Below are 21,272 nucleotides of genomic sequence, written 5' to 3'. Positions count from 1 at the left end.
GTGATATTTCTTTACTTTTAAGATAATTGTGTTTGCAATTAAGTGTTGTCAGGGCTTATTCGTTGCGGTGCGATGAATTTTCCTTTATAATGCAAAATTACACATTGCCTTGTGATTTTAATGCTGGGCGCTAAAAAAGATGGGCTGTTGCCCATTTTTTTTTGTTTTATCGCATGATGTTGTTTGTATTTGGCTGGTAATGGCATTAGCTTGTTTATTGGAGAGTGGTTTGGCTTTGTTGGAATTGATTGAAAAGACCGTCAATGGCACCGGGTATGATCTGGTCGATTTTGAGCAGGCCGAACGCGGTTTGCTCAGGGTTTACATTGATTTTTTACCTGAGGATCTGGAGAAAGGCAATATCACAGTCGAAGATTGTGAGAAGGTCAGTCATCAGTTGTCGCATGTACTAATGGTCGAAAACATTAATTACAGCCGCCTGGAGGTCTCTTCGCCCGGGCTTGACCGGCCATTGAAAAAAATGGCGGACTATGCGCGTTTTGCCGGCGAAAAGGTGACTGTTAAATTACGTATGCCGATACCGGGAACGCCAAATCGAAAAAATTTCGAAGGCATCTTGCATGCGCCGGAAAACGATACGCTGAAGCTCGAATTTGAAGTAAAAGATGGGTCGGCCATGCTGGAGTTTACGCTCGCCGATGTGGATAAGGCACGCCTGGTGCCGCAAGTGGATTTTAGGAGTCGCAAAGCATGAGTCGTGATTTGTTGTTATTAGTAGATGTGCTGGCACGCGAAAAAAACGTCGATGAAGAAGTTGTTTTTGGTGCGCTGGAGCATGCTTTGGCGCAGGCGACCAAGAAACGTTTTCCCGGCGAAGTGGATATTCGTGTAGAGATTGACCGGGATACCGGTGAGTTCCGCTCTTTCCGTCGCTGGCATGTCGTTCCGGATGAGGCAGGTCTGCAGTTGCCGGATCAGGAAATCCTGCACTTTGAGGCAGTCGAGGATGATTCTGAAATCCAGGTTGGCGACTATATCGAAGAAGAAATTGAGTCGATGGATTTTGGCCGCCGCTTTGCGCAGGATACCAAACAGGTGGTTTTGCAGCGTATCCGTGACGCGGAGCGCGAGCAGATTCTGGCGGATTTCCTGGCCCGTGGCGACTCCCTGGTGACCGGCACCATCAAACGTATGGAGCGCGGTGATGCCATCGTCGAATCCGGCAAGATCGAAGCGCGCCTGCCTCGCGATCAGATGATTCCAAAAGAGAATTTGCGTGTTGGTGATCGGGTGCGTGCCTATATTCTTCGGATTGATCGCAATGCCCGCGGGCCGCAGGTGATTTTGTCCCGTACGGCACCGGAATTCATCATGAAGCTGTTTGAGTTGGAGGTACCGGAAATCGAGCAGGGGTCGCTGGTTATTAAATCGGCGGCGCGTGACCCGGGCGTTCGCGCGAAAATTGCAGTCTACACAGCGGATAAACGTATCGATCCTATCGGTACGTGCGTCGGCATGCGGGGTTCGCGCGTGCAGGCAGTGACCGGTGAGCTCGGTGGTGAGCGTGTCGATATCGTGTTGTGGTCGGAAGATCCTGCACAGTTCGTGATCGGTGCTTTGGCGCCAGCAAATGTTTCATCGATTATGGTCGATGAAGAGAAGCATGGTATGGACGTGGTGGTCGATGAGGAAAATCTCGCGATTGCGATCGGCCGCAGTGGTCAGAATGTGCGTCTTGCTGCGGAGCTGACTGGCTGGCAGATCAATATCATGACGGCGGAAGAATCCGCCAGCAAAGCCGAACAGGAAACTGCAGGTATCCGTGCCCTGTTCATGGAAAAACTCGATGTCGATCAGGAAGTGGCTGAAATCCTCGTTGATGAAGGTTTCTCCAGCCTGGAAGAAATTGCTTATGTGCCTATCACCGAAATGCTCGAAATTGAAGCATTTGATGAAGACACTGTGAATGAATTGCGTAACCGTGCACGCGATGCACTTCTGACAGAGGCAATTGCTTCCGAAGAAGGACTGGAAGGCATGGAAGATCAACTGATCAACCTCGAAGGTATGACCCGCGTGACTGCTGGCAAACTGGGTTTGGCCGGTATTAAAACGCTGGCAGCATTTGCTGCTCTGGCATACGACGAATTTGGCGCGATCCTGGCATTACCAGCCGAACGTTCCCGCCATTTGATTAAAGAAGCATTTGAAGATGTGACCGATGATGAGATGAAACTCATCGACGCTAAATATGATGATCAGGCCAAGGCTTTGTTAGCCACCGCCTGGAAACTCGTAGAAGCTGAATAATTACGGGTTTCATATTCATAACGCGCACATAGAAAAAGAGGACTGAATGGCGAGTAACAACGTTGCCCAATTTGCCACCGAGCTGAAAATGTCAGCAGATTTACTGCTCACGCAACTGCGCGCTGCAGGTGTAAACAAAAATTCGACATCAGATTCGTTAACAAAGGAAGATAAAGACCGGCTGCTGGAACATCTGCGTCGTTCCCACGGATCTTCTGTTGACACTGAGAAGAAAAAGATCACCCTGACTCGTAAAGAGACTACGGAGATCAAGCAGGCGGATGCTACGGGTAAATCTCGCACCATTCAGGTTGAAGTGCGCAAGAAACGTACTTTTGTCAAACGTGATGAGGCCCTGGTGGATGAAGCCGGACGCTCTGCGGCAACGGTCGTGGATACTGCTGAAATAGCGCGCCAGGAAGAAGAGGCGCGCCGGGAGGCAGAGCTGATGGCACGCCAGGAAGCTGAACTGCGTGAAAAGCAGGAATATCTGGCAAAGCTCGAAGCGGAAAAAGAAGCTCAGGCGCAAGCAATGCGCGAGGCAGCTGAAGCTGAGGCGGCTAAAGCAAAGGCGGAAGCAGAGCGACTGAAGGCGGAACAGGCTGCAGCGGCGGCAAAATCGATCGAAGCTAAACCTTCTCAGTCTGATGAAGATAAGAAGCGTCTGGATGCGGAAGAAGCAAAGAAAAAATCTGCTCAGGATGCGAAGGAAGCGGCAGAACGTGCTGCTGCAACGGAAAAAGCCCGTAAGGCAGTTGCGGATGAAGTCGCTCAGATCAAAGAGATGATGAATGCGGCCCGTCGTCCGGCGAAACCGGCACCACCGGCGCCTGCTGCCGCACCTGCTTCTAAAGTGGCGGAAGGAACTTTGCATAAGCCTGCGGATAAGAAGCTGGCAGAGAAGAAGCCTGCTGCGGCTGCTGACAAAAAAGATGATAAAAAAGTTGTGGGCGATAAGAAGGCCATTAAATCGGCGAATGTCTCTTCCACCTGGCAGGACGATGCAGCGAAGAAGCGCAGCGGCGGTCTGAAAACCCGTGGTGATACATCGGGTGGGCGCGACGGCTGGAAAGGTGGACCAAAGGGTCGCCGGAATGCGCATCACGAAGATGCCCGTGAATCCAATTTCCAGGTTCCGGTAGAGGCGATTGTCAAAGACGTGTATGTGCCTGAGACGCTGACGGTGGCCGAACTGGCGCACAAAATGTCTGTGAAGGCATCGGAAGTGATTAAGCACCTCATGAAGCTGGGGCAGATGTGCACCATCAATCAAGTGCTGGATCAGGAAACGGCGATGATTCTGGTGGAGGAAATGGGGCACAAGGCATTTGCTGCCAAGCTCGATGATCCGGAGGCATTGTTGACGGATACTGCCGAGCATGCTGACTATGAGTCTTTCCCGCGAGCCCCTGTTGTTACGGTCATGGGGCACGTCGATCATGGTAAAACTTCGCTGCTCGATTATATCCGCCGTGCCAAAGTCGCTTCCGGTGAAGCGGGCGGTATTACTCAGCATATCGGTGCTTACCACGTAGAAACGCCGCGTGGCATGATCACTTTCCTGGACACGCCGGGTCACGAAGCCTTTACGGCAATGCGTGCACGTGGTGCGAAGGCAACTGACATTGTGATTCTGGTAGTGGCTGCAGATGACGGCGTCATGCCGCAAACCAAAGAAGCGATTGCACATGCGAAAGCAGCCGGTGTGCCTTTGGTTGTGGCAATCAATAAAATCGATAAGCCAGCAGCAAATCCTGATCGTGTAACGCAAGAGCTGGTGGCGGAAAGTGTTGTACCGGAAGAGTACGGTGGTGATTCTCCATTCGTTCCGGTTTCTGCGAAAACTGGTCAGGGTATTGATTCCCTCTTGGAAAACGTCCTGCTGCAGGCTGAAATTCTGGAGCTCACTGCACCGAAAGATGCGCCGGCGAAAGGTCTGGTTGTTGAGGCGCGTCTGGATAAAGGTCGCGGTACGGTGGCGACCATTCTGGTGCAGTCCGGTACATTGCGTCGTGGGGATGTTGTTCTGGCTGGTACTTCATACGGTCGTGTACGTGCGATGCTGGATGAAAACGGCAGTAATATTACCGAGGCCGGTCCTTCTATTCCTGTCGAAATTCAAGGCCTGACAGAAGTTCCGTCTGCCGGTGAGGAAGTGATGGTGATGGCGGATGAACGTAAGGCGCGTGAAATCGCGTTGTTCCGCCAAGGTAAATTCCGCGATGTCAAACTGGCCAAGCAACAAGCTGCCAAACTCGAAAACATGTTTGAAAACATGGGTGAGGGAGAAGTCAAAAACCTGCCTATCATCGTCAAGACCGATGTGCAGGGTTCGCAGGAAGCGCTGGTACAGTCGCTGCAAAAACTCTCCACCAGTGAAGTGCGCGTACAGGTGGTGCATGCAGCTGTGGGCGGTATTTCCGAAAACGACGTCAATCTGGCAGTTGCTTCGAAAGCAGTCATTATTGGTTTCAACACCCGTGCGGATGCATCTGCGCGTAAGCTGGCTGAATCAAATGGCGTAGATATCCGTTACTACAACATTATTTATGATGCTGTCGATGAAGTGAAGGCAGCCTTGTCCGGTATGCTGGCACCAGAGAAACGTGAGCAGATCATCGGTATGGTTGAAGTGAAGCAGGTTTTCATGGTCAGCAAAGTTGGCGCGATTGCCGGCTGTCTGGTGACTGATGGTGTGGTCAAGCGTACATCTTCTGTGCGTCTGCTGCGCAATAATGTTGTCGCCTGGACCGGGGAACTGGATTCGCTCAAACGCTACAAAGACGATGCGAAAGAGGTGCGCGCCGGTATGGAATGCGGCTTATCGCTCAAAGGCTACAACGACATTCAGGTTGGCGACAATCTTGAAATATTTGAAGTTCAGGAAATTGCCCGTACTCTGTAATGCAAGCCAACCCCGGCCAAGGCCGGGGTTCTGATTTATAGAGGGCAAAAGGATTTATGGCAAAACATAGTAAAAACATTCCCGGTCGCGGTTTGCGTGTGGCTGATCAGATTCAGAAAGACCTGGCTGAGATTATCTGGTCCGAACTGAAAGATCCACGGGTTGGTATGGTGACACTGACGGAAGTTCAGCTTACGCCTGATTACGCCCATGCTAAAGTGTATTTCACTACTTTGGCTGATGATGCGCAGGCAATTCAGGCAACACTGGAAGGTCTGACCAAGGCGGCGGGCTTTCTGCGTTCTCAACTGGGTTTGCGTCTGCGCATTCACACTTTACCGCAATTGCATTTTGTGCATGATACATCCACGATGCGCGGCATGGCGATGTCGAAACTGATTGACGAAGCCAATGCAAGCCGTGCCAGAGATGACGAAGAGCCTGCCTGATCAGGTAGCGCAACTGCCGCATGAGCATGCACTGCATGCATAAAGTCGATGAATATTCCACGTGTAAAAAAAATCCGTGTCCCGGTGCACGGAGTGCTGTTGCTGGATAAGCCGGTGGGCTGGTCCAGCAATGATGCGCTGATTAAGGCCAAGCGTTTGCTGAATGCCATGAAAGCGGGACATACCGGAACGCTGGATCCGTTTGCAACAGGGCTGTTGCCATTGTGCTTTGGTGAGGCCACCAAGTTTTCCCAGGATTTGCTGGAGGCTGACAAAACATACACCACAGTCGTTCATCTGGGCATCACGACCGATACCGGAGATACCGAGGGGCGGGTAGTCAGTACCCAGCCAGTACATTGCACGCTGGAGCAGATCCATACCGTGCTGGCGCAATTCCGGGGTGAGATACAGCAGATTCCGCCGATGTATTCTGCGCTGAAGCGTGACGGCAAGCCGCTGTATGAATATGCCCGTCAGGGAATCACGCTGGCGCGCGAGGCACGGCTGGTACGCATTGTATCGCTGGAATTGCTGGATTATCAGGCGCCTTACCTTACTCTGGAGGTGCGTTGCAGTAAAGGGACTTACATCCGGGTACTGGGGCAGGATATTGGCGCAGCACTTGGATGCGGAGCACATTTGAACGCCTTGCGCAGAACGGGAGTGGCGCATCTGGATTTGCAGCATACCTGTACATTAGAAACGCTGGAAACATTGCCGGAAGCAGAGCGCGCCAGTTTGCTGGCGCCGGTTGACAGCCTGCTTTCCACCTTCCCGCCGGTGCAGCTCACACAGGAGCTGACGCAGCGTTTTCTGCAGGGGCAGCGCCTGCCTTTGTATAAATTCGGGATCAGTGCTCCTGCAGCGGGCAGGGTCCGTGTATATGGCGCAGATCATAATCTGCTCGGAACGGGGCAGGTGCAGGACGGTCTGCTGGCACCGGAGCGAGTGATGGCCAGTACGCGCTGATAGCCCGCTGCAGTTCCTTCCATGCAAATCCAGGATGACGTTTCGCTGCAGAACGTCATCAAGCCGTAGCAACTCCTTGAAATAATAGGATTTTTCTGCTTTTGCGTTGCAGCATGATATAATCGCAGGTTATCCGATTTACCCCAAAAAACAAACGTTACCATGTCCAATACAAAACGCGCTATACGCAACATCGCCATTATCGCTCACGTTGATCACGGCAAAACCACGCTGGTTGATCAATTGCTGCGCCAGTCCGGTACTTTCCGCGAAAACCAGCAGGTCGATACCCGCGTGATGGATTCCAACGACATCGAAAAAGAACGTGGTATCACGATTCTCTCCAAAAACTGTGCAGTCGAATACAAGGGCACCCATATCAACATCGTTGATACACCGGGCCATGCTGACTTTGGTGGTGAAGTTGAGCGCGTATTGTCCATGGTGGACAGTGTTTTGCTGTTGGTTGATGCACAGGAAGGCCCGATGCCGCAAACGCGTTTTGTGACGCGTAAAGCCCTGGCATTGGGGCTGAAGCCTATCGTTGTCGTGAACAAGATTGACCGTGAAAACGCGGACCCACAAAAAGCAGTCAACGCGACTTTTGAATTGTTCGATAAACTCGGCGCAACGGACGAACAGCTCGATTTCCCTATCGTGTACGCATCCGGTTTCAAAGGTTATGCAGGTCTGGAAGATACAGTGCGCGAAGGTAACATGGAGCCGCTGTTTGATGCGATCCTGAAGCACGTTCCAGCGCGTGAAGATGATCCGAATGGTCCGCTCCAGTTGCAGATCACATCTCTCGAATATTCCTCCTACGTTGGTAAGATCGGCGTTGGCCGTATCCTGCGCGGTCGTGTGCGCGGCCTGCAGGATGTTGTCTGGATGAACGGTCCGGAAGACAAGCCAACCAAGGCGCGTATCAACCAGGTGCTGACGTTCAAAGGCCTGGATCGCGTACAGGTCGAAGAAGCTCAGGCTGGCGACATCGTGCTGATCAACGGTATCGAAGAAATCGGCATCGGCTCCACCATCTGTGCGCCAGATGCGCCGGATGCTTTGCCGATGCTGAAGATCGACGAGCCGACACTGACGATGAATTTTATGGTGAACAGCTCGCCACTGGCTGGCCGCGAAGGTAAATTCGTGACGACACGTCAGATCCGTGACCGTCTGGAACGTGAATTGAAATCCAATATGGCATTGCGCGTAGTGCAGGCTGAAGGCGATGATTCCTGCTACGAAGTGTCTGGCCGCGGTGAATTACATCTGACGATTCTGATCGAAAATATGCGTCGTGAAGGTTTTGAACTCGCAGTTTCCCGTCCGCGTGTTGTATTTAAAATGGTCGATGGCGTACGTCATGAACCGTATGAAAACCTGACGGTCGACGTGGAAGAAACCAACCAGGGTGGTGTGATGGAAGAACTGGGCCGTCGTCGTGGTGATCTGCAAAATATGGAACCGGATGGCAAAGGTCGTGTGCGTCTCGAATACCGTATTCCAGCACGTGGCCTGATTGGCTTCCAGGGCGAATTCATGACGTTGACACGTGGTACAGGGTTGATGAGTCACGTGTTTGATGATTACGCACCGGTTGATAACAGCAAAGGTGAACTGGCTGGTCGTCGCAATGGTGTGTTGATTTCTCAGGAAGATGGCGCAGCAGTGGCTTACGCTATCTGGAAACTGCAGGATCGCGGTCGTATGTTCGTCAGCCACAATGACCCGGTTTACGAAGGCATGATCATTGGCATTCACTCCCGTGACAATGATCTGGTCGTCAATCCGGTGAAAGGCAAGCAATTGACCAACGTGCGTGCTTCCGGTACGGATGAAGCCGTGCGTCTGGTTCCGCCGATTCAATTGTCATTGGAATACGCGGTCGAATTCATTGAAGACGATGAACTGGTTGAAGTCACGCCGAAGAGCATCCGTTTGCGCAAGCGCTTCCTGAAGGAGCATGAGCGTAAGAAAGCTTCCCGCGAAGCGTAATCGCCAGCATGATTCATGCGCTGCGGCGCATGAAAAACGACCCGTTTCGTTCTTGCCGTCAGGCAGGAGTCAAACGGGTTTTTTATTTTTCTCTTTTCATTTCACCGGATGCTTATTTTCCGGAGAATTCAGCGCTGGCTTTTAGGACGGACATTTGTCAGAAAGCGCAGTGCTGCAGGACTTCCTATGTCGAATAAATTAAGCCACCGCCGCGCCGTGATATGGATGATTTGCGCTGCCAGCCTGTGGAGTATTGCCGGGGTGTTCACCCGTCATCTGGACAGTGCGCGCGGTTTTGAGATTACGTTCTGGCGCAGTTTTTTTGCTGCTGTTTTTGTCGCTGGTGTGATGCTCAAACAATATGGCCGCGCTTTCGTGCCGCGCCTGCGTTTGCTCGGACGGCTGGGTTTTGTTTCCGGCTGTATGTGGGCGACCATGTATAGCTGCTTCATGATTTCGCTGACCATGACGACTGTGGCCAATACCTCGATCATGGAAAGTCTGTCGCCTTTATTTACGGCGTTTCTCGCCTGGCTGGTGTTGCGTGAGCGGATTGCGGTGCGCACCTGGTGGGCGATTGCCGCTGCAGCGATCGGTATGGGCTGGATGTTTGCAGGCAGTCTGTCCGCGGTTGATAGTCGCGGGTTACTGGGAATGTTGATCGGGCTGGGTGTACCGGTCGCATCCTCAATCAACACCATCGTGCTCAAGAAGCGTGCGCATACAGTTGATCTGATTCCGGCAGTGCTGGTGGGTGGGGGGATTTCTGCACTGGTCATGTTGCCTTTTGCTTTTCCGTTTCAGGCATCCTGGCATGATATTGGGATTCTGGCGATACTGGGGTTTTTCCAGCTGGGGTTGCCGTGCTCAATGCTGGTCCGGGCATCTGCCAGTCTCAGTGCACCGGAAATTGCCTTGTTGTCTTTGCTGGAGGTGCTGCTGGCGCCTGTCTGGGCCTGGCTGGGTGCGGGCGAGATACCGGCCGGAACGACATTGACGGGTGGCGCAATCGTGTTAATTTCTTTGATATTTAATGAATTAAGCATGGGACAGAAAGTACGTCCCCATTCTTGATCTGGCGCAAAAGCCGGCACCGGAACATTTGCGGGATTTTCCCGTTAATTATAAAATCGCGAACATTTTTCTTTATAGATTGCCTTGCCATGAGTACTTCGTCCCTTCGATCTCCCGAACTCTTGTTACCAGCCGGATCGCTGGAAAAAATGCATGCGGCGTTCGATTTCGGCGCGGATGCAGTCTATGCCGGTCAGCCGCGCTACAGTCTGCGCGCCCGCAATAATGAATTCTCAACGCTGGACGTTCTGCAGCAGGGAATAGAGGGCGCGCATGCGCGCGGCAAACTGTTTTTTGTGGCCTCAAATATTTTCCCGCATAACGCCAAGCTGAAAACCTATCTGCGCGATATGGAACCAGTGATCGCCATGAAACCGGATGCGCTGATCATGGCCGACCCCGGTCTGATCATGATGGTCCGCGAGAAATGGCCGGAAGTGCCGGTGCACCTGTCGGTACAGGCCAATGCCGTGAACTGGGCCGACGTGAAATTCTGGAGAAAAATGGGGCTGACGCGGGTCATCTTGTCGCGCGAGTTGTCGCTGGATGAGATCGAAGAAATCCGTCAGGAATGTCCGGACATGGAACTCGAAGTCTTCGTCCATGGCGCTTTGTGCATCGCGTATTCTGGCCGCTGCCTGTTGTCCGGCTACTTCAATCATCGTGATCCGAATCAGGGTACCTGCACCAATTCCTGCCGCTGGGATTATAAGGTTGAAAACGCGACTGAAAATGAAACCGGCGACCTGCAGCGGATTCCGGTTGAGACCATCAAGTTCGATTTCAATAAAGCGCTGGAAGAGGCGAACCAGTCATTCTCGGCAATGGGTGATATGCCGCGGCATCCGCTGGCCGACCGCCCGTATCTGATTGAAGAAGGCGGTAAGCCCGGCCAATTCATGCCGATTCTGGAAGATGAACATGGTACTTACATCATGAATTCCAAGGATTTGCGCGCCGTCGAACATGTCGAGCGGCTTGCCAAAATCGGCGTCGATTCGTTGAAGGTGGAAGGGCGCACCAAATCGCTGTACTACGTGGCGCGTACTGCGCAAGTATATCGCCGCGCCATCGACGACGCGGTGGCCGGTCGTCCGTTTAACCCGCAATTGCTGGGTGAGCTGAACGGTCTGGCGAATCGGGGTTATACCGACGGTTTTTATCAGCGTCATCACACGCAGGATCATCAGAACTACATGGAAGGCGTATCGCAGGCACATCGCAGCCAGTATGTCGGGCAGGTGTTGAATGTCGCTGACGGTTGGGCTGAAGTGGAAGTCAAAAACCGTTTCGCTGTCGGCGACCGGATCGAAATTATTTCCCCGAACGGCAATGAGATCGTGACGCTGGCGGAAATGCGCAATGCTGATAATCAGACGCTGAATATCATCGGTGGGGCCGGCCACAAAGTCCGCATTCCGCTGGATGCCAAATATGAAAAGGCCTTGCTGGCGCGCATGCTCTGATGCGATTGGCTTATTTTTTTGCCATACTCCCCCCGATTTCCAAAAAAATGTACTGATGTCCACGTTCGTGCTGGGCTTTTATAAATACTGGGGGGAGTATATTTTGGAGTGATTGAGGCGCTGATGCAGATGTTTCCCGGCTGGTTGCTGCTCCTGGGGTGGTATGGCGTGATCAGCGCATACTGCTTTCTGACATATGCCATCGATCAACGCGCTGCTGTCCGGCGCCAGTACCGGATCAGTGAGCGCCGCTTGCTGCTGTTGAGTCTGCTGGGCGGCTGGCCGGGCGCATGGCTGGCGCACCGGTTGCTGCGGCATAAAATCGCCAAGCAGTCTTTTCAACGGCGTTTTTCCTGGGTTTTGTTCCTGCATCTGATGCTGATATCGGTATTGTGGTTGGTGCTGTTGGCAGGCAACGTTTGCGATGGCATGTTTCCCGGCATTTGCTGAGACAGACTCTGCTCCGGGACGTCATATCGTCGGTATGGTAACCTGCAGGATTGCTCATTTCTCTGACTTCCCCGGACGGATTGCGCCGATAACGCGTTCCGGTGCGGGAAATGTTTTCAATTTCACTTTGCCTGTTATGGATTTACTCGCCACGGTTTCTGAAGACGAATTTCCCTTGTTATATGCGGCGGCTCTGTTTGATGCGCCGCTGAGTCAGGGGAGAATGCTGGAGCTGATGCAGATACGCGCACAAAAAACGGTGATGGGAAATCCTTATGATGCGCGGCTGATCCGTGATTTATCGCTGGATTTGTGCAAGCGGCAGCTGTTACGACAGGAAATCGGACTCGGATATGTGTTGCGCGATGATCTCCGCATGACTTTGTGGCTGCGCCTGCAACAGTGCGGCGAATTACGCCAATGGATTGCCCAGCTCCGCGAGCTGCTGAAAAAACAGGGTGAATACCAGCATTGGAAATCTTACGATGCGCAATTTTACCAGCGCGAAATGCTGTTTTCTGTACTGCTCGGCAGAACCGATGAAGCGCTGCTGTGGCGTGAAAAATTCTTCAGTGTCAGCCAGCATCACCAGTTGATTCCCGGTATGCAGTTTTTTCGCCATGAAGACGGCGTTACTCTGTTTGCGCAATTGCGCCTGATCGATCAGAGGATGCTGTTGACTGATATTTTTCAGCGTGCTAACTGGGATTTGCTGGACTGTCGCCGGGCTTACGATTATGCCTGCGAACAGATTGCGCAGCAATCCAATAGTTGGCCGCAGTTGATGGGTCTGCTGGCATGGCAGGCGCTGCTGCGCGGAGATTTTGTGCAGCTGGAGCAAATGCAGCGTCAGCTGCCACCCCAGGCGCAAGGAGAAATGCTGATCGCACTGGCGGTTCTGCAAAACAAAATGCAGGCCGCCGTCGGCATGGCGCAGACCTACGCCCAGATGCAGAAATCCGCAAGCGGAAGACGAAAGGCGTTTATCCCTGATCTGCCCGGATTATTCTGCACGGTGGCGATGTTGGCGAAGAACGATGCAGCTAGTCTGAAACTGGCCAAAGCTCAGGTGGATGAGGGCGCTAAACAGCGTTATGCCTACAGTTATTTTGTATTGCAACCACTGACCAACCATCTGGCACAGGGCGTCGTACTGCCGGTATCGCACTTTGCGGTACGGATGCCGAATGATATTGATATTCTGTTTGAAGCAGTTGCCGCATATTGGCAGGATGCGCCGCCGCATCCGCGCTTGCAACCTAAGCTGCATGAAATGCGGACGATGATGCTGGAGATGGGATATCACTGGGTGGCGGCCGAGCTGGATGTGCTGCTGACGCAGCAATTTCATGTGGAGGCAGCTTGCCCGGACTGGCACAGCCAGCATCAGATTCAGCCGCTGTTGCATGCTTTGCAGCGTGAAGAAAGCTGGAAGCGGGCGTTGACGGCGCTGACGCAGCTAAAGCCTGCCGGACCAGAAAAACAGGCGCAGCAGGCAGAAGAACTGCGTCTGGCATGGCTGCTGGATATACAGTTCAACGAGATCAAACTGGAACCAAGAGAGCAGAAGCGCAGCGCAAAAGGCAGCTGGAGCAAAGGGCGTCCGGTCGCCTTGCGTCGACTGATGCAGGACCCGGCCAGCATGCCATATCTGACTGAGCAGGATCGGCAATTGGCTGGCTGTGTGCGTAAATCCGGCGACAGCTATTTCGGCGGCAGCGAGTTCGATCTGAATCCGGATAAAGCCATGCTGGCATTGATCGGTCACCCTGCGGTGTATTGGTCTGATGCGCCCGACGTCCGCATCGATGTGCTGAAAGGTGAAATCGCTCTGCAGCTCAAAGAAAAAGGCGATCAGATCACCTTGCAGCTGGACCCTTATATTGCTGCCGATGCCGGTATGGTCTGGCAAAAGGAAACGCCAACCCGGGTGCTGGTTTATGCAGCCACACCGGAAATCCGCCAGATCACCGGCATTCTCGGTCGTGGCCTGACAGTGCCGGCGACAGCCAAGGGGCAGTTGGTCGATGTGATCGCTGCAATCGCTCCGCATCTGGCAATTCATTCCGATTTACCTGAGCTTGGTGCCCATCTCAGGACGATTCCTGCTGCCACCTGTCTGTACGCCCATTTGCTGCCTTTACAGCAGGGTTTGCGCTTGCAGTTTCTGGTGCGTCCGCTGCCGGAGGGAGGCTGGCTGACGCCGGGAAAAGGCCCAGCGCATGTGTTGGGCGAGCAGGACGGCAAGCCGGTGCAGGCCAGCCGCGATCTGGAGCGCGAAACTGCGCAGCTGCGACGGATTGTTCAGGCTTGCCCGGCATTGAGCGAGGCTGAGCAGCAAGCAGGGGAATGGCAGATTCCGCACCCTGAGCAATGCCTGGAGCTGCTTGAGCTGCTCAAAGCGCTGACCACCGAAGAGCTGGAGCTGGTGTGGCCGGAAGGCGAGCGGTTTCGGTTAAAAGGCAGTCGCTCTTTGTCTGATCTGCGGCTCAGTATCCGCAAGCAGGGCGAATGGTTTGTGGCGGGTGGTGGATTGACTCTGGATGATGGCAGGGTGCTGGCGCTGCGCGAATTGTTGCAGATGGCAGCCAGCGCACGCGGCCGTTTCCTGAAAATTGGCGAAGATGACTATCTGGCGCTCACCAACAGCTTCCGGCAACGGCTGGAAGAGTTGCGCGTGTTGAGTGAAGCGGCGGCGAAGGGTGAACTGCGCCTGAATGCGCTCGCGGCTCCGGTACTGGCTGAACTGGCAGCCGAAGCCGGTGAACTGGAGACGGATGCGGCCTGGCGCGAGCAGTTGCAAAAACTGGAAAAAATGGAAAACTTTCACCCGCAAGTACCTTCGACTTTACAAGCGGAATTGCGAGATTATCAGCTGGCCGGTTATCAGTGGCTGTCCCGATTGGCGCACTGGGGTGTCGGTGCCTGCCTGGCGGATGACATGGGTCTGGGAAAGACCATGCAGACTCTGGCATTGCTGTTGCAGCGCGCTCCGACCGGACCGGCGCTGGTCGTTGCACCAGTCTCGGTGGCAATGAACTGGCAGGCTGAAGCGCTGCGTTTTGCACCGACACTCTCTGTCAGGCTGTATCAGAGCCAGCGTTCTTTAGAAGGAGTGGGGGCATTCGATCTGGTGATCGTCAGTTACGGCATGCTGCAATCGGATGCCAAGCTGTTTGCTGCGCAGCACTGGCACAGTATCGTACTCGATGAGGCGCAGGTCATTAAAAACGCTGCTACCAAGCGTAGTCAGGCAGCCATGGCACTGCAGGCAGATTTTAAAATGATCGCCAGCGGCACGCCGGTTGAAAATCATCTGGGTGAACTCTGGAATTTATTCCGTTTCATTAATCCTGGCCTGCTGGGTTCCAAAGAACGGTTTGCCGAGCGATTCAGTACGCCGATTGAGCGCGGCGACCTGCAAGCGCGCCAGCATCTGAAGAAGCTGATCCAGCCATTTATTTTGCGCCGTACCAAAGCGCAGGTGCTGACGGAGCTGCCGCCCCGCACGGAAATCACCTTACAGGTTGAGCTCAGCGATGAAGAACGTCATCTCTACGAAGCATTGCGACAGGAAGCCATGGACAGCATTGCTGCGATGAGCCAGCAAGAGGGGCAATCTTTAAAAGTATTGGCAGAAATTACGAAGTTGCGCCGCTTCTGCTGCCACCCGCAACTCGTGTTCCGGCAGTCAGCGATTCAGGGCAGCAAACTGGCGGTCTTGCATGACACTATTACTGAGTTATTGGATAACCGGCACAAGGCGCTGGTGTTCAGCCAGTTCGTGGATCATCTGGCGATTGTGCGTGCCAGCCTGGATAGCCGGGGCATTGCTTATCAATATCTGGATGGCAGTACTCCGGCGACAGAACGCAAAAAACGGGTCGATGCCTTTCAGGCAGGCGAGGGCGATATTTTTCTCATCAGCCTCAAAGCTGGCGGTACCGGGCTGAACCTGACAGCGGCAGACTATGTGATACACCTCGACCCCTGGTGGAATCCTGCCGTGGAAGATCAGGCTTCCGACCGGGCGCACCGCATGGGGCAGCAGCGTCCGGTAACGATCTACCGGTTGGTGACGCAAAACACGATTGAAGAAAAAATTCTGGCATTGCATGTCGAAAAACGCGATCTCGCAGACAGCCTGTTGGATGAAGGTGATGTCGCCGCCCGACTGGATACGGCAGCGTTGCTGAATCTACTGAAAACGAGCGTCTGATCCGATATCTGCAGCCATGCCGGATTGCCACCGTAGCGAGCTATAACCACGGCATCAGGTAAGGGTACAATGTCGGGTTAATGAATGTCTGAAAATTGTGTATGAATACCGTTTTACCCCGCGTCACTGCATCGGATACAGCAACTGCGCCCCGCATTTTACCGCCGCGCCGCGTCTCTGTCGCCCCGATGCTGGAATGGAGTGATCGTCATTGCCGCCAGTTTCACCGTCATATCACCCGTCACACCTGGTTGTATACGGAAATGGTCACTACCGGTTCTCTGCTGCATGGTGATTTGCAGCGACACCTGGAATTTAATCCAGATGAGCATCCGCTTGCCCTGCAGCTTGGCGGTAGTGAGCCTGCCGATCTGGCGCATAGCGCCAGACTGGGGGAGCAATGGGGCTATGATGAAATTAATCTGAATTGCGGTTGCCCTTCCGAGCGTGTGCAGAAGGGCGCCTTTGGCGCCTGCCTGATGGCAGAACCGCAGCTGGTCGCGGATTGCGTGAAAGCGATGAAAGATGCTGTCTCGATTGATGTCACCGTTAAGCACCGGATTGGTATTGATGAGGTCGATTCTTATGAATTCATGCGCGATTTTGTCGGCAAGGTGGCTGAGGCAGGTTGCCGCACCTTTATCGTTCATGCCCGCAATGCTGTCCTGAAAGGCCTGACGCCACGTGAAAATCGCGAGATTCCCCCGTTGAAGTACGACTATGCCTATCGCCTGAAGAGAGAATTTCCTGAGCTTGAAATTATTCTTAACGGCGGCATCAAAACGGCAGATGAAATGGACTTGCATTTACAGCATGTGGATGGAGTCATGATAGGACGTGAGGCGTATCACAACCCGTATTTCATGGCGACCTTTGATGAGCGGTTTTACGGGGATGCCACGCCAGTTAAAACGCGGGAGGAAATCCTGCATTGCATGATCCCTTATATATACCGCCAGCTGGAGTTGTATGGAAACAATGGCAAAGGCCTGCGTTTAAACAGTGTGATCCGTCACATGCTGGGGCTGATGATGGGACTGGTCGGCGCGCGTGCGTTCCGGCAAACTTTGTCGGACAGCAAAAAACTGGCGCAGGGGAAACCGGAAATTCTGCTGGAAGCGTTCGAGCGTATGCAAAGTGTGACGGCGTATGACCGTAGTCCAAAAGAAACCGAGTAAACAGGAAAATTTTCAATCAGTTCAATCAATGAGTAATGAACCAATGGGAGTGATGATGAAGAAATTTTTGAAGGCAGTGACGCTAACCTGCATGATGTCAGCATTGACCGCGCATGCCGACGTCGTGATTAAAGACGCCTGGGTCAGGGCAACTGTGCCGCAGCAGCAGGCAACCGGTGCTTTCATGCAGATTCAGAGCCCCCGACATGTCAGGCTGGTTGAGGTGCAAACTGCGGTAGCTGGTGTGGCAGAAGTCCATGAAATGCAAATGGAAAATAATGTGATGAAAATGCGGGCAATGAACGCATTGGATATCCCTGCCGGAAAAAGCATTGAACTCAAGCCAGGTGCTTACCACATCATGCTGATGAATTTAAAAAATCAGGCACGTGCAGGTGAGACCGTGATTCTGAAGCTGACTTTTGAGGATGATGACAAAAAACGTGAAGTGCGGGAAGTGAAGGCATCGGTCAGAGAGATGACGGTGATGCAGCATAAAATGTAAATTCACACCAGAATTTGTGACTATCAGCGGGTAACGGTAAAAAAATGTAATAGCGGATGATGAAGCGTGTTGGCAAGGTTATATTGCAAACGTCTCACCGCACGCTCCTCATCTCACGAATATTGTGAGTTCATGCCTACGCTCTGCGTAGGCTTTTTTATGCCCGTTTCGGTTCTGATGGAGGAAAACAATTCAAATTCAGCTGAAATTAAAAGTTAAAAAACCAAATAAAAAAGCCCGCTTATGAACGGGCTTTTTTATTGAATCTCATGGGGTGGTCGATGGGACTCGAACCCACGACAACAGGAATCACAATCCTGGACTCTACCAACTGAGCTACGACCACCACTGGCTTGATGCCGGCTTTCGCCGCCAAGTGAGCTATGCATTATACAAGCTTTGCGTATTCCTAGCAAGTCCGCTGCGGCAGATATGCGGATTGTTTGTCCTGATTACGCTTCTGGCGTATGCAGAGTATCGCGGAGATTAAAACGCTGCTTAGATTTTGTCTGTAGGGCGGCATGATCTTGCTGGCAATGGCTGATGCTGTGTGAAGAATACATCCCGGGACTCCCGGTCAGATAATCGTATTAATTCGTCCGTATGATGTGAAGTTTAACAATTCTCTGGATTGACCTTCGGTACAATAAGATAGTTGCTATCCGGTAAAAAGTATGCTGACTGACATCGTTTGCTGTGCTGCCGGTCTGAGTCGTCTGCTTGGAGGCTGCGAATCGGGTTCCTTCATTTTATTGGCCTATTTTCACTATGAAACGTGCAAAAAAACATTTCAAGCAACAATTGCTGTTGTTATTTGTGTTGTTTCAGGTATTGATCTGGGGAGTAGCATATTACGAGTTAAATCGCAGTTATCAGTCGGTATTAAATGAGGCGAATATCCGTACCAGAGAACAAGCACAGATGTTTGCTGAATATTCTTCAGCGAATATCAAGCGTGTCAATGAGGTATTGCTGGATCTGCGGCGGCAATGGCACGGGGACTGGAAGGAGTTTTCTGAACTGGTGAAATACAGACAGGAGATCATCGATGATATTTCGTTTCAGGTCGCAGTCATTGATCAGAATGGCATCCTGCAGTTTTCTAATTTGTCCAAGCCGAATGACAGAACAGATCTGAGTGACCGTGAACATTTTAATGTGCACAAGCGGTCGCCCGGTAGTGACAGACTTTTTATCAGTAAACCTTTGTTGGGTAAAGTTTCCAAAAAGTGGTCAATTCAGTTTACCCGTCCCATTTTAAACAAGGGAGAGTTTGATGGAGTGCTGGTGATTTCTGTTAGTCCGGACATGTTCACCAGTTTTGCAAAAAAAATCAACGCGAACGGCTTGATTACAGTCACCCGGGATAATGGCACAGTTGTTGCAAGATTTCCTGCGACAAATTTTGAGAAAAATAAAACTGTCGATGTCAGTCCGTTTGCAGGAGAGGGCAAACCTCTTTCTGGAAACTATCAACGATTCTCACATATTGACGGTGTTGAGCGGTTATTGGGATATCAGCATCTGCCAGAATACGAAATGATATTTTTCAATGGCGAGACATTGGACAATATTTTATCGCCGTACTGGCAAAATAAAAAAAATATCATTATTTTTTCAATTCTGCTGACCGGGGTCAGTATTTTTTTGTTTCTGACACTGCTTCGCACATTCCTTGCAAAACATCAGATGCAGGAACGGCTGATTGAGCGTGACGAAATTCTGCGGCAATCTCAGGAGGTCGGGCGGATTGGCGGTTTCGTATTTGACTTTGAGACCGGCAGCTTTAACAATTCCACCAATATCAACAGTATTTTTGGCATATCGCCGGAGTACAGGCAGGATTATGAGGGCTGGCTTTCCCTGATTCATCCTGCCGATCAGCTGAGAGAATTCGAGGAAATGCGAGAAGTCGTGCAGTGTGGCTCGACTTTCAGATCTGAGTACCGGATTATCCGCCCTGTTGATGGAAAAATTTGCTGGGTGAACGCGATTGGCAAGATAGAGCGTTCGCAGGATGGCAAGGCCAGGCGCATGATTGGTATCGTTCAGGATATCAGTGACAGAAAAAATTACGAGGCGGAACTGACCAAGGCAAAAGAAGAGGCCGAAGCGGCCAGTGTGGCAAAGAGCCTGTTCCTTGCCTCGATGTCCCATGAAATCAGGACGCCGATGAATGGTGTGATCGGCATGACCGACCTGGTGCTCGATACCGAGCTGACACCTGAACAGCGCGACTATATTCATACCATCAAGACATCGGCTGATTCGCTGCTGATCATCATTAATGACATTCTGGATTCATCGAAAATTGAAGCCGGTAAAATGGAGCTGGAACATCTCAGTTTCGATTTGTCGCTGGCTTTGAATGAAGTTATTAAGCCGCTTGGGGTACAGGCTGAAAAGAAAGGCCTGGAGCTGATCATGGATATCTGGGCAGACAGATATCGCTTTGTGACTGGTGATGCTGGTCGGCTGAAACAGATCTTATTGAACATTATCGGCAATGCGATCAAGTTCACCGAGCGTGGTGAAATCCGGGTTCATTTGCATTGTGAGCCGGCACCGGATCAGAAAGTGCGTTTGCTGTTCCGGATCACCGATACCGGAATTGGTATTCCCGAAGAAAAATTACACAGTATTTTCGATCTGTTTTCGCAGGCAGATAATTCGATTACCCGAAAATTCGGCGGCACCGGGCTTGGCTTATCGATCTCTTCGCGGTTAGTGGAGTTAATGGGAGGACACCTGCATGTCGAGAGTCAGGTCGGCGTTGGCAGTACTTTTTCGTTCAACCTGTTATTGCAGCAAAGTACGGACAACAGAATACCGCTGGCAGACCAAACTTTACCCCCAGCGCGTGTCTTGATTGCGGATGACAATGCATCCCAGCGTCAGGTGCTGGCGTTGGCTATGCAGAAATGGCAATTACCTTATCTGGAGGTCGGGAGCGGCAATGAGGCATTGACAGTTTTAAAGCAGTCAAGGGAGCGTGGAGATCCGGTTGAACTGCTCCTGCTGGATGTGCATATGGCCGACATCAGCGGTTTTCAACTGATCGAGTCACTGCGGGTAGAAGGAACTGTATTGCCCAAACTTATTCTGATGATCTCCGGTAGTGCGATGGATGATATCAAAACCTGTCGCCGGATGAATTTGTCACATCTGAGTAAACCTTTCTCTATGGTTGAGTTGAAAAGAGCCATACAGAACACGCTGGAGACAAAGCCGGTCTTCACGGGGAATGGAGATTCAGGCGGAGAAACGACACAAGAAGGAGGTATTGCTTCGCTGCGCGGTTTGCAGATACTGCTGGTCGAGGATAATAAAATCAATCAGAGGATTGCCATCATGATTCTGGAAAAAGCCGGACATCAGGTGCAGGTCTGTGAAAACGGTGCACTGGCGCTCGAAATTCTCGGATCACAGACATTTGACCTGATCCTGATGGATATGCAAATGCCGGTCATGGGAGGCGTGGAGGCGACAATCAATATCCGGCACCGTGAAGAGCAGACCGGTCTGCATATTCCGATCATCGCCATGACGGCGAATGCCATGGATGACGATCGTGAACTTTGTCTTAGCTCCGGCATGGATGGCTATGTCTCTAAACCGGTCAAATCCGCTGTTCTGCTGCATACCATTACTGAAGTCATGCAGGTAAAAAACATCTGACAGCGTTCTGGTGTTGTGCCTTGTCATCTGCATTGACATTCGTCTTTACTAAATACCATCTGACCGGACTAGTTCTTTCAGCCAGATTTCCCATCCTTTTGCCTTTC

The 21,272-nt window shown here is 52.0% G+C and carries 13 protein-coding genes and 1 tRNA gene; 13 read left to right on the top strand and 1 reads right to left on the bottom strand.

Annotation, left to right across the window (positions count from 1 at the left end; translation table 11 throughout):
* Positions 1–229 precede the first annotated feature (229 nt).
* The 12 genes from rimP (at position 230) to HV832_RS03580 (ending at position 17,487) form a co-directional block, all read left to right on the top strand.
* Positions 230–715, top strand: a complete 486-nt coding sequence (gene rimP / locus HV832_RS03635; RefSeq protein ID WP_176802208.1) for a ribosome maturation factor RimP — start codon at positions 230–232, stop codon at positions 713–715.
* Positions 712–2,271 (top strand): transcription termination factor NusA, encoded by a 1,560-nt coding sequence (gene nusA, locus HV832_RS03630; protein ID WP_176802207.1) that lies wholly within the window; start codon positions 712–714, stop codon positions 2,269–2,271. Before rimP ends, nusA begins: the two co-directional genes overlap by 4 nt.
* A 46-nt stretch (positions 2,272–2,317) precedes the next feature.
* Positions 2,318–5,176: a translation initiation factor IF-2 gene (gene infB, locus HV832_RS03625; RefSeq protein ID WP_176802206.1), complete on the top strand. Its 2,859-nt coding sequence runs from the start codon at positions 2,318–2,320 to the stop codon at positions 5,174–5,176.
* A gap of 56 nt (positions 5,177–5,232) precedes the next feature.
* On the top strand, positions 5,233–5,625 hold the full coding sequence (gene rbfA, locus HV832_RS03620; protein ID WP_176802205.1) for a 30S ribosome-binding factor RbfA: 393 nt from the start codon (positions 5,233–5,235) through the stop codon (positions 5,623–5,625).
* A 48-nt stretch (positions 5,626–5,673) separates the two neighbouring features.
* Complete coding sequence (gene truB / locus HV832_RS03615) at positions 5,674–6,597, top strand: tRNA pseudouridine(55) synthase TruB (RefSeq protein WP_176802204.1); 924 nt, start codon at positions 5,674–5,676, stop codon at positions 6,595–6,597.
* Positions 6,598–6,759: 162 nt separating this feature from the next.
* Complete coding sequence (gene typA, locus HV832_RS03610; protein ID WP_176802203.1) at positions 6,760–8,595, top strand: translational GTPase TypA; 1,836 nt, start codon at positions 6,760–6,762, stop codon at positions 8,593–8,595.
* Positions 8,596–8,781: 186 nt separating this feature from the next.
* Positions 8,782–9,669 (top strand): DMT family transporter, encoded by an 888-nt coding sequence (locus tag HV832_RS03605; RefSeq protein WP_176802202.1) that lies wholly within the window; start codon positions 8,782–8,784, stop codon positions 9,667–9,669.
* An 89-nt stretch (positions 9,670–9,758) separates the two neighbouring features.
* A complete protein-coding gene (trhP, locus tag HV832_RS03600) occupies positions 9,759–11,135 on the top strand; it encodes a prephenate-dependent tRNA uridine(34) hydroxylase TrhP (protein WP_176802201.1) in 1,377 nt (458 codons plus the stop codon).
* Positions 11,136–11,258: 123 nt separating this feature from the next.
* Complete coding sequence (locus HV832_RS03595) at positions 11,259–11,585, top strand: DUF1294 domain-containing protein (protein WP_223827128.1); 327 nt, start codon at positions 11,259–11,261, stop codon at positions 11,583–11,585.
* A 136-nt stretch (positions 11,586–11,721) separates the two neighbouring features.
* Positions 11,722–15,804, top strand: coding sequence for a DEAD/DEAH box helicase (locus HV832_RS03590; protein ID WP_176802200.1), 4,083 nt, complete (start codon positions 11,722–11,724; stop codon positions 15,802–15,804).
* Positions 15,805–15,905: 101 nt separating this feature from the next.
* On the top strand, positions 15,906–16,982 hold the full coding sequence (gene dusA / locus HV832_RS03585) for a tRNA dihydrouridine(20/20a) synthase DusA (RefSeq protein WP_176802199.1): 1,077 nt from the start codon (positions 15,906–15,908) through the stop codon (positions 16,980–16,982).
* Positions 16,983–17,010: 28 nt separating this feature from the next.
* Positions 17,011–17,487 (top strand): copper chaperone PCu(A)C, encoded by a 477-nt coding sequence (locus tag HV832_RS03580; RefSeq protein WP_223827127.1) that lies wholly within the window; start codon positions 17,011–17,013, stop codon positions 17,485–17,487.
* Between the two features lie 270 nt (positions 17,488–17,757).
* Here HV832_RS03580 and HV832_RS03575 read toward each other — a convergent pair.
* A tRNA-His gene (locus HV832_RS03575) sits at positions 17,758–17,833 on the bottom strand.
* Between the two features lie 422 nt (positions 17,834–18,255).
* Here HV832_RS03575 and HV832_RS03570 point away from each other — a divergent pair.
* Positions 18,256–21,165: a response regulator gene (locus HV832_RS03570; protein ID WP_176802198.1), complete on the top strand. Its 2,910-nt coding sequence runs from the start codon at positions 18,256–18,258 to the stop codon at positions 21,163–21,165.
* Positions 21,166–21,272: the final 107 nt, after the last annotated feature.

Source organism: Cognatundibacterium oligocarboniphilum (assembly GCF_013377855.1).
In the GTDB taxonomy this organism is placed as follows: Bacteria; Pseudomonadota; Gammaproteobacteria; order Burkholderiales; family Burkholderiaceae_D; genus Undibacterium; species Undibacterium oligocarboniphilum.
This window is presented reverse-complemented; position numbering and strand designations above follow the sequence as displayed.

What these genes read in the sequence shown, in the direction of transcription:
- trhP (WP_176802201.1), top strand. Translation starts at nt 9,759, where the DNA reads ATGAGTACTTCGTCCCTTCGATCTCCCGAACTCTTGTTACCAGCCGGA.
- HV832_RS03590 (WP_176802200.1), top strand. Translation starts at nt 11,722, where the DNA reads ATGGATTTACTCGCCACGGTTTCTGAAGACGAATTTCCCTTGTTATAT.
- HV832_RS03605 (WP_176802202.1), top strand. Translation starts at nt 8,782, where the DNA reads ATGTCGAATAAATTAAGCCACCGCCGCGCCGTGATATGGATGATTTGC.
- typA (WP_176802203.1), top strand. Translation starts at nt 6,760, where the DNA reads ATGTCCAATACAAAACGCGCTATACGCAACATCGCCATTATCGCTCAC.
- HV832_RS03595 (WP_223827128.1), top strand. Translation starts at nt 11,259, where the DNA reads ATGCAGATGTTTCCCGGCTGGTTGCTGCTCCTGGGGTGGTATGGCGTG.
- rbfA (WP_176802205.1), top strand. Translation starts at nt 5,233, where the DNA reads ATGGCAAAACATAGTAAAAACATTCCCGGTCGCGGTTTGCGTGTGGCT.
- infB (WP_176802206.1), top strand. Translation starts at nt 2,318, where the DNA reads ATGGCGAGTAACAACGTTGCCCAATTTGCCACCGAGCTGAAAATGTCA.
- nusA (WP_176802207.1), top strand. Translation starts at nt 712, where the DNA reads ATGAGTCGTGATTTGTTGTTATTAGTAGATGTGCTGGCACGCGAAAAA.
- truB (WP_176802204.1), top strand. Translation starts at nt 5,674, where the DNA reads ATGAATATTCCACGTGTAAAAAAAATCCGTGTCCCGGTGCACGGAGTG.
- HV832_RS03580 (WP_223827127.1), top strand. Translation starts at nt 17,011, where the DNA reads ATGAGTAATGAACCAATGGGAGTGATGATGAAGAAATTTTTGAAGGCA.
- HV832_RS03570 (WP_176802198.1), top strand. Translation starts at nt 18,256, where the DNA reads ATGAAACGTGCAAAAAAACATTTCAAGCAACAATTGCTGTTGTTATTT.
- dusA (WP_176802199.1), top strand. Translation starts at nt 15,906, where the DNA reads ATGAATACCGTTTTACCCCGCGTCACTGCATCGGATACAGCAACTGCG.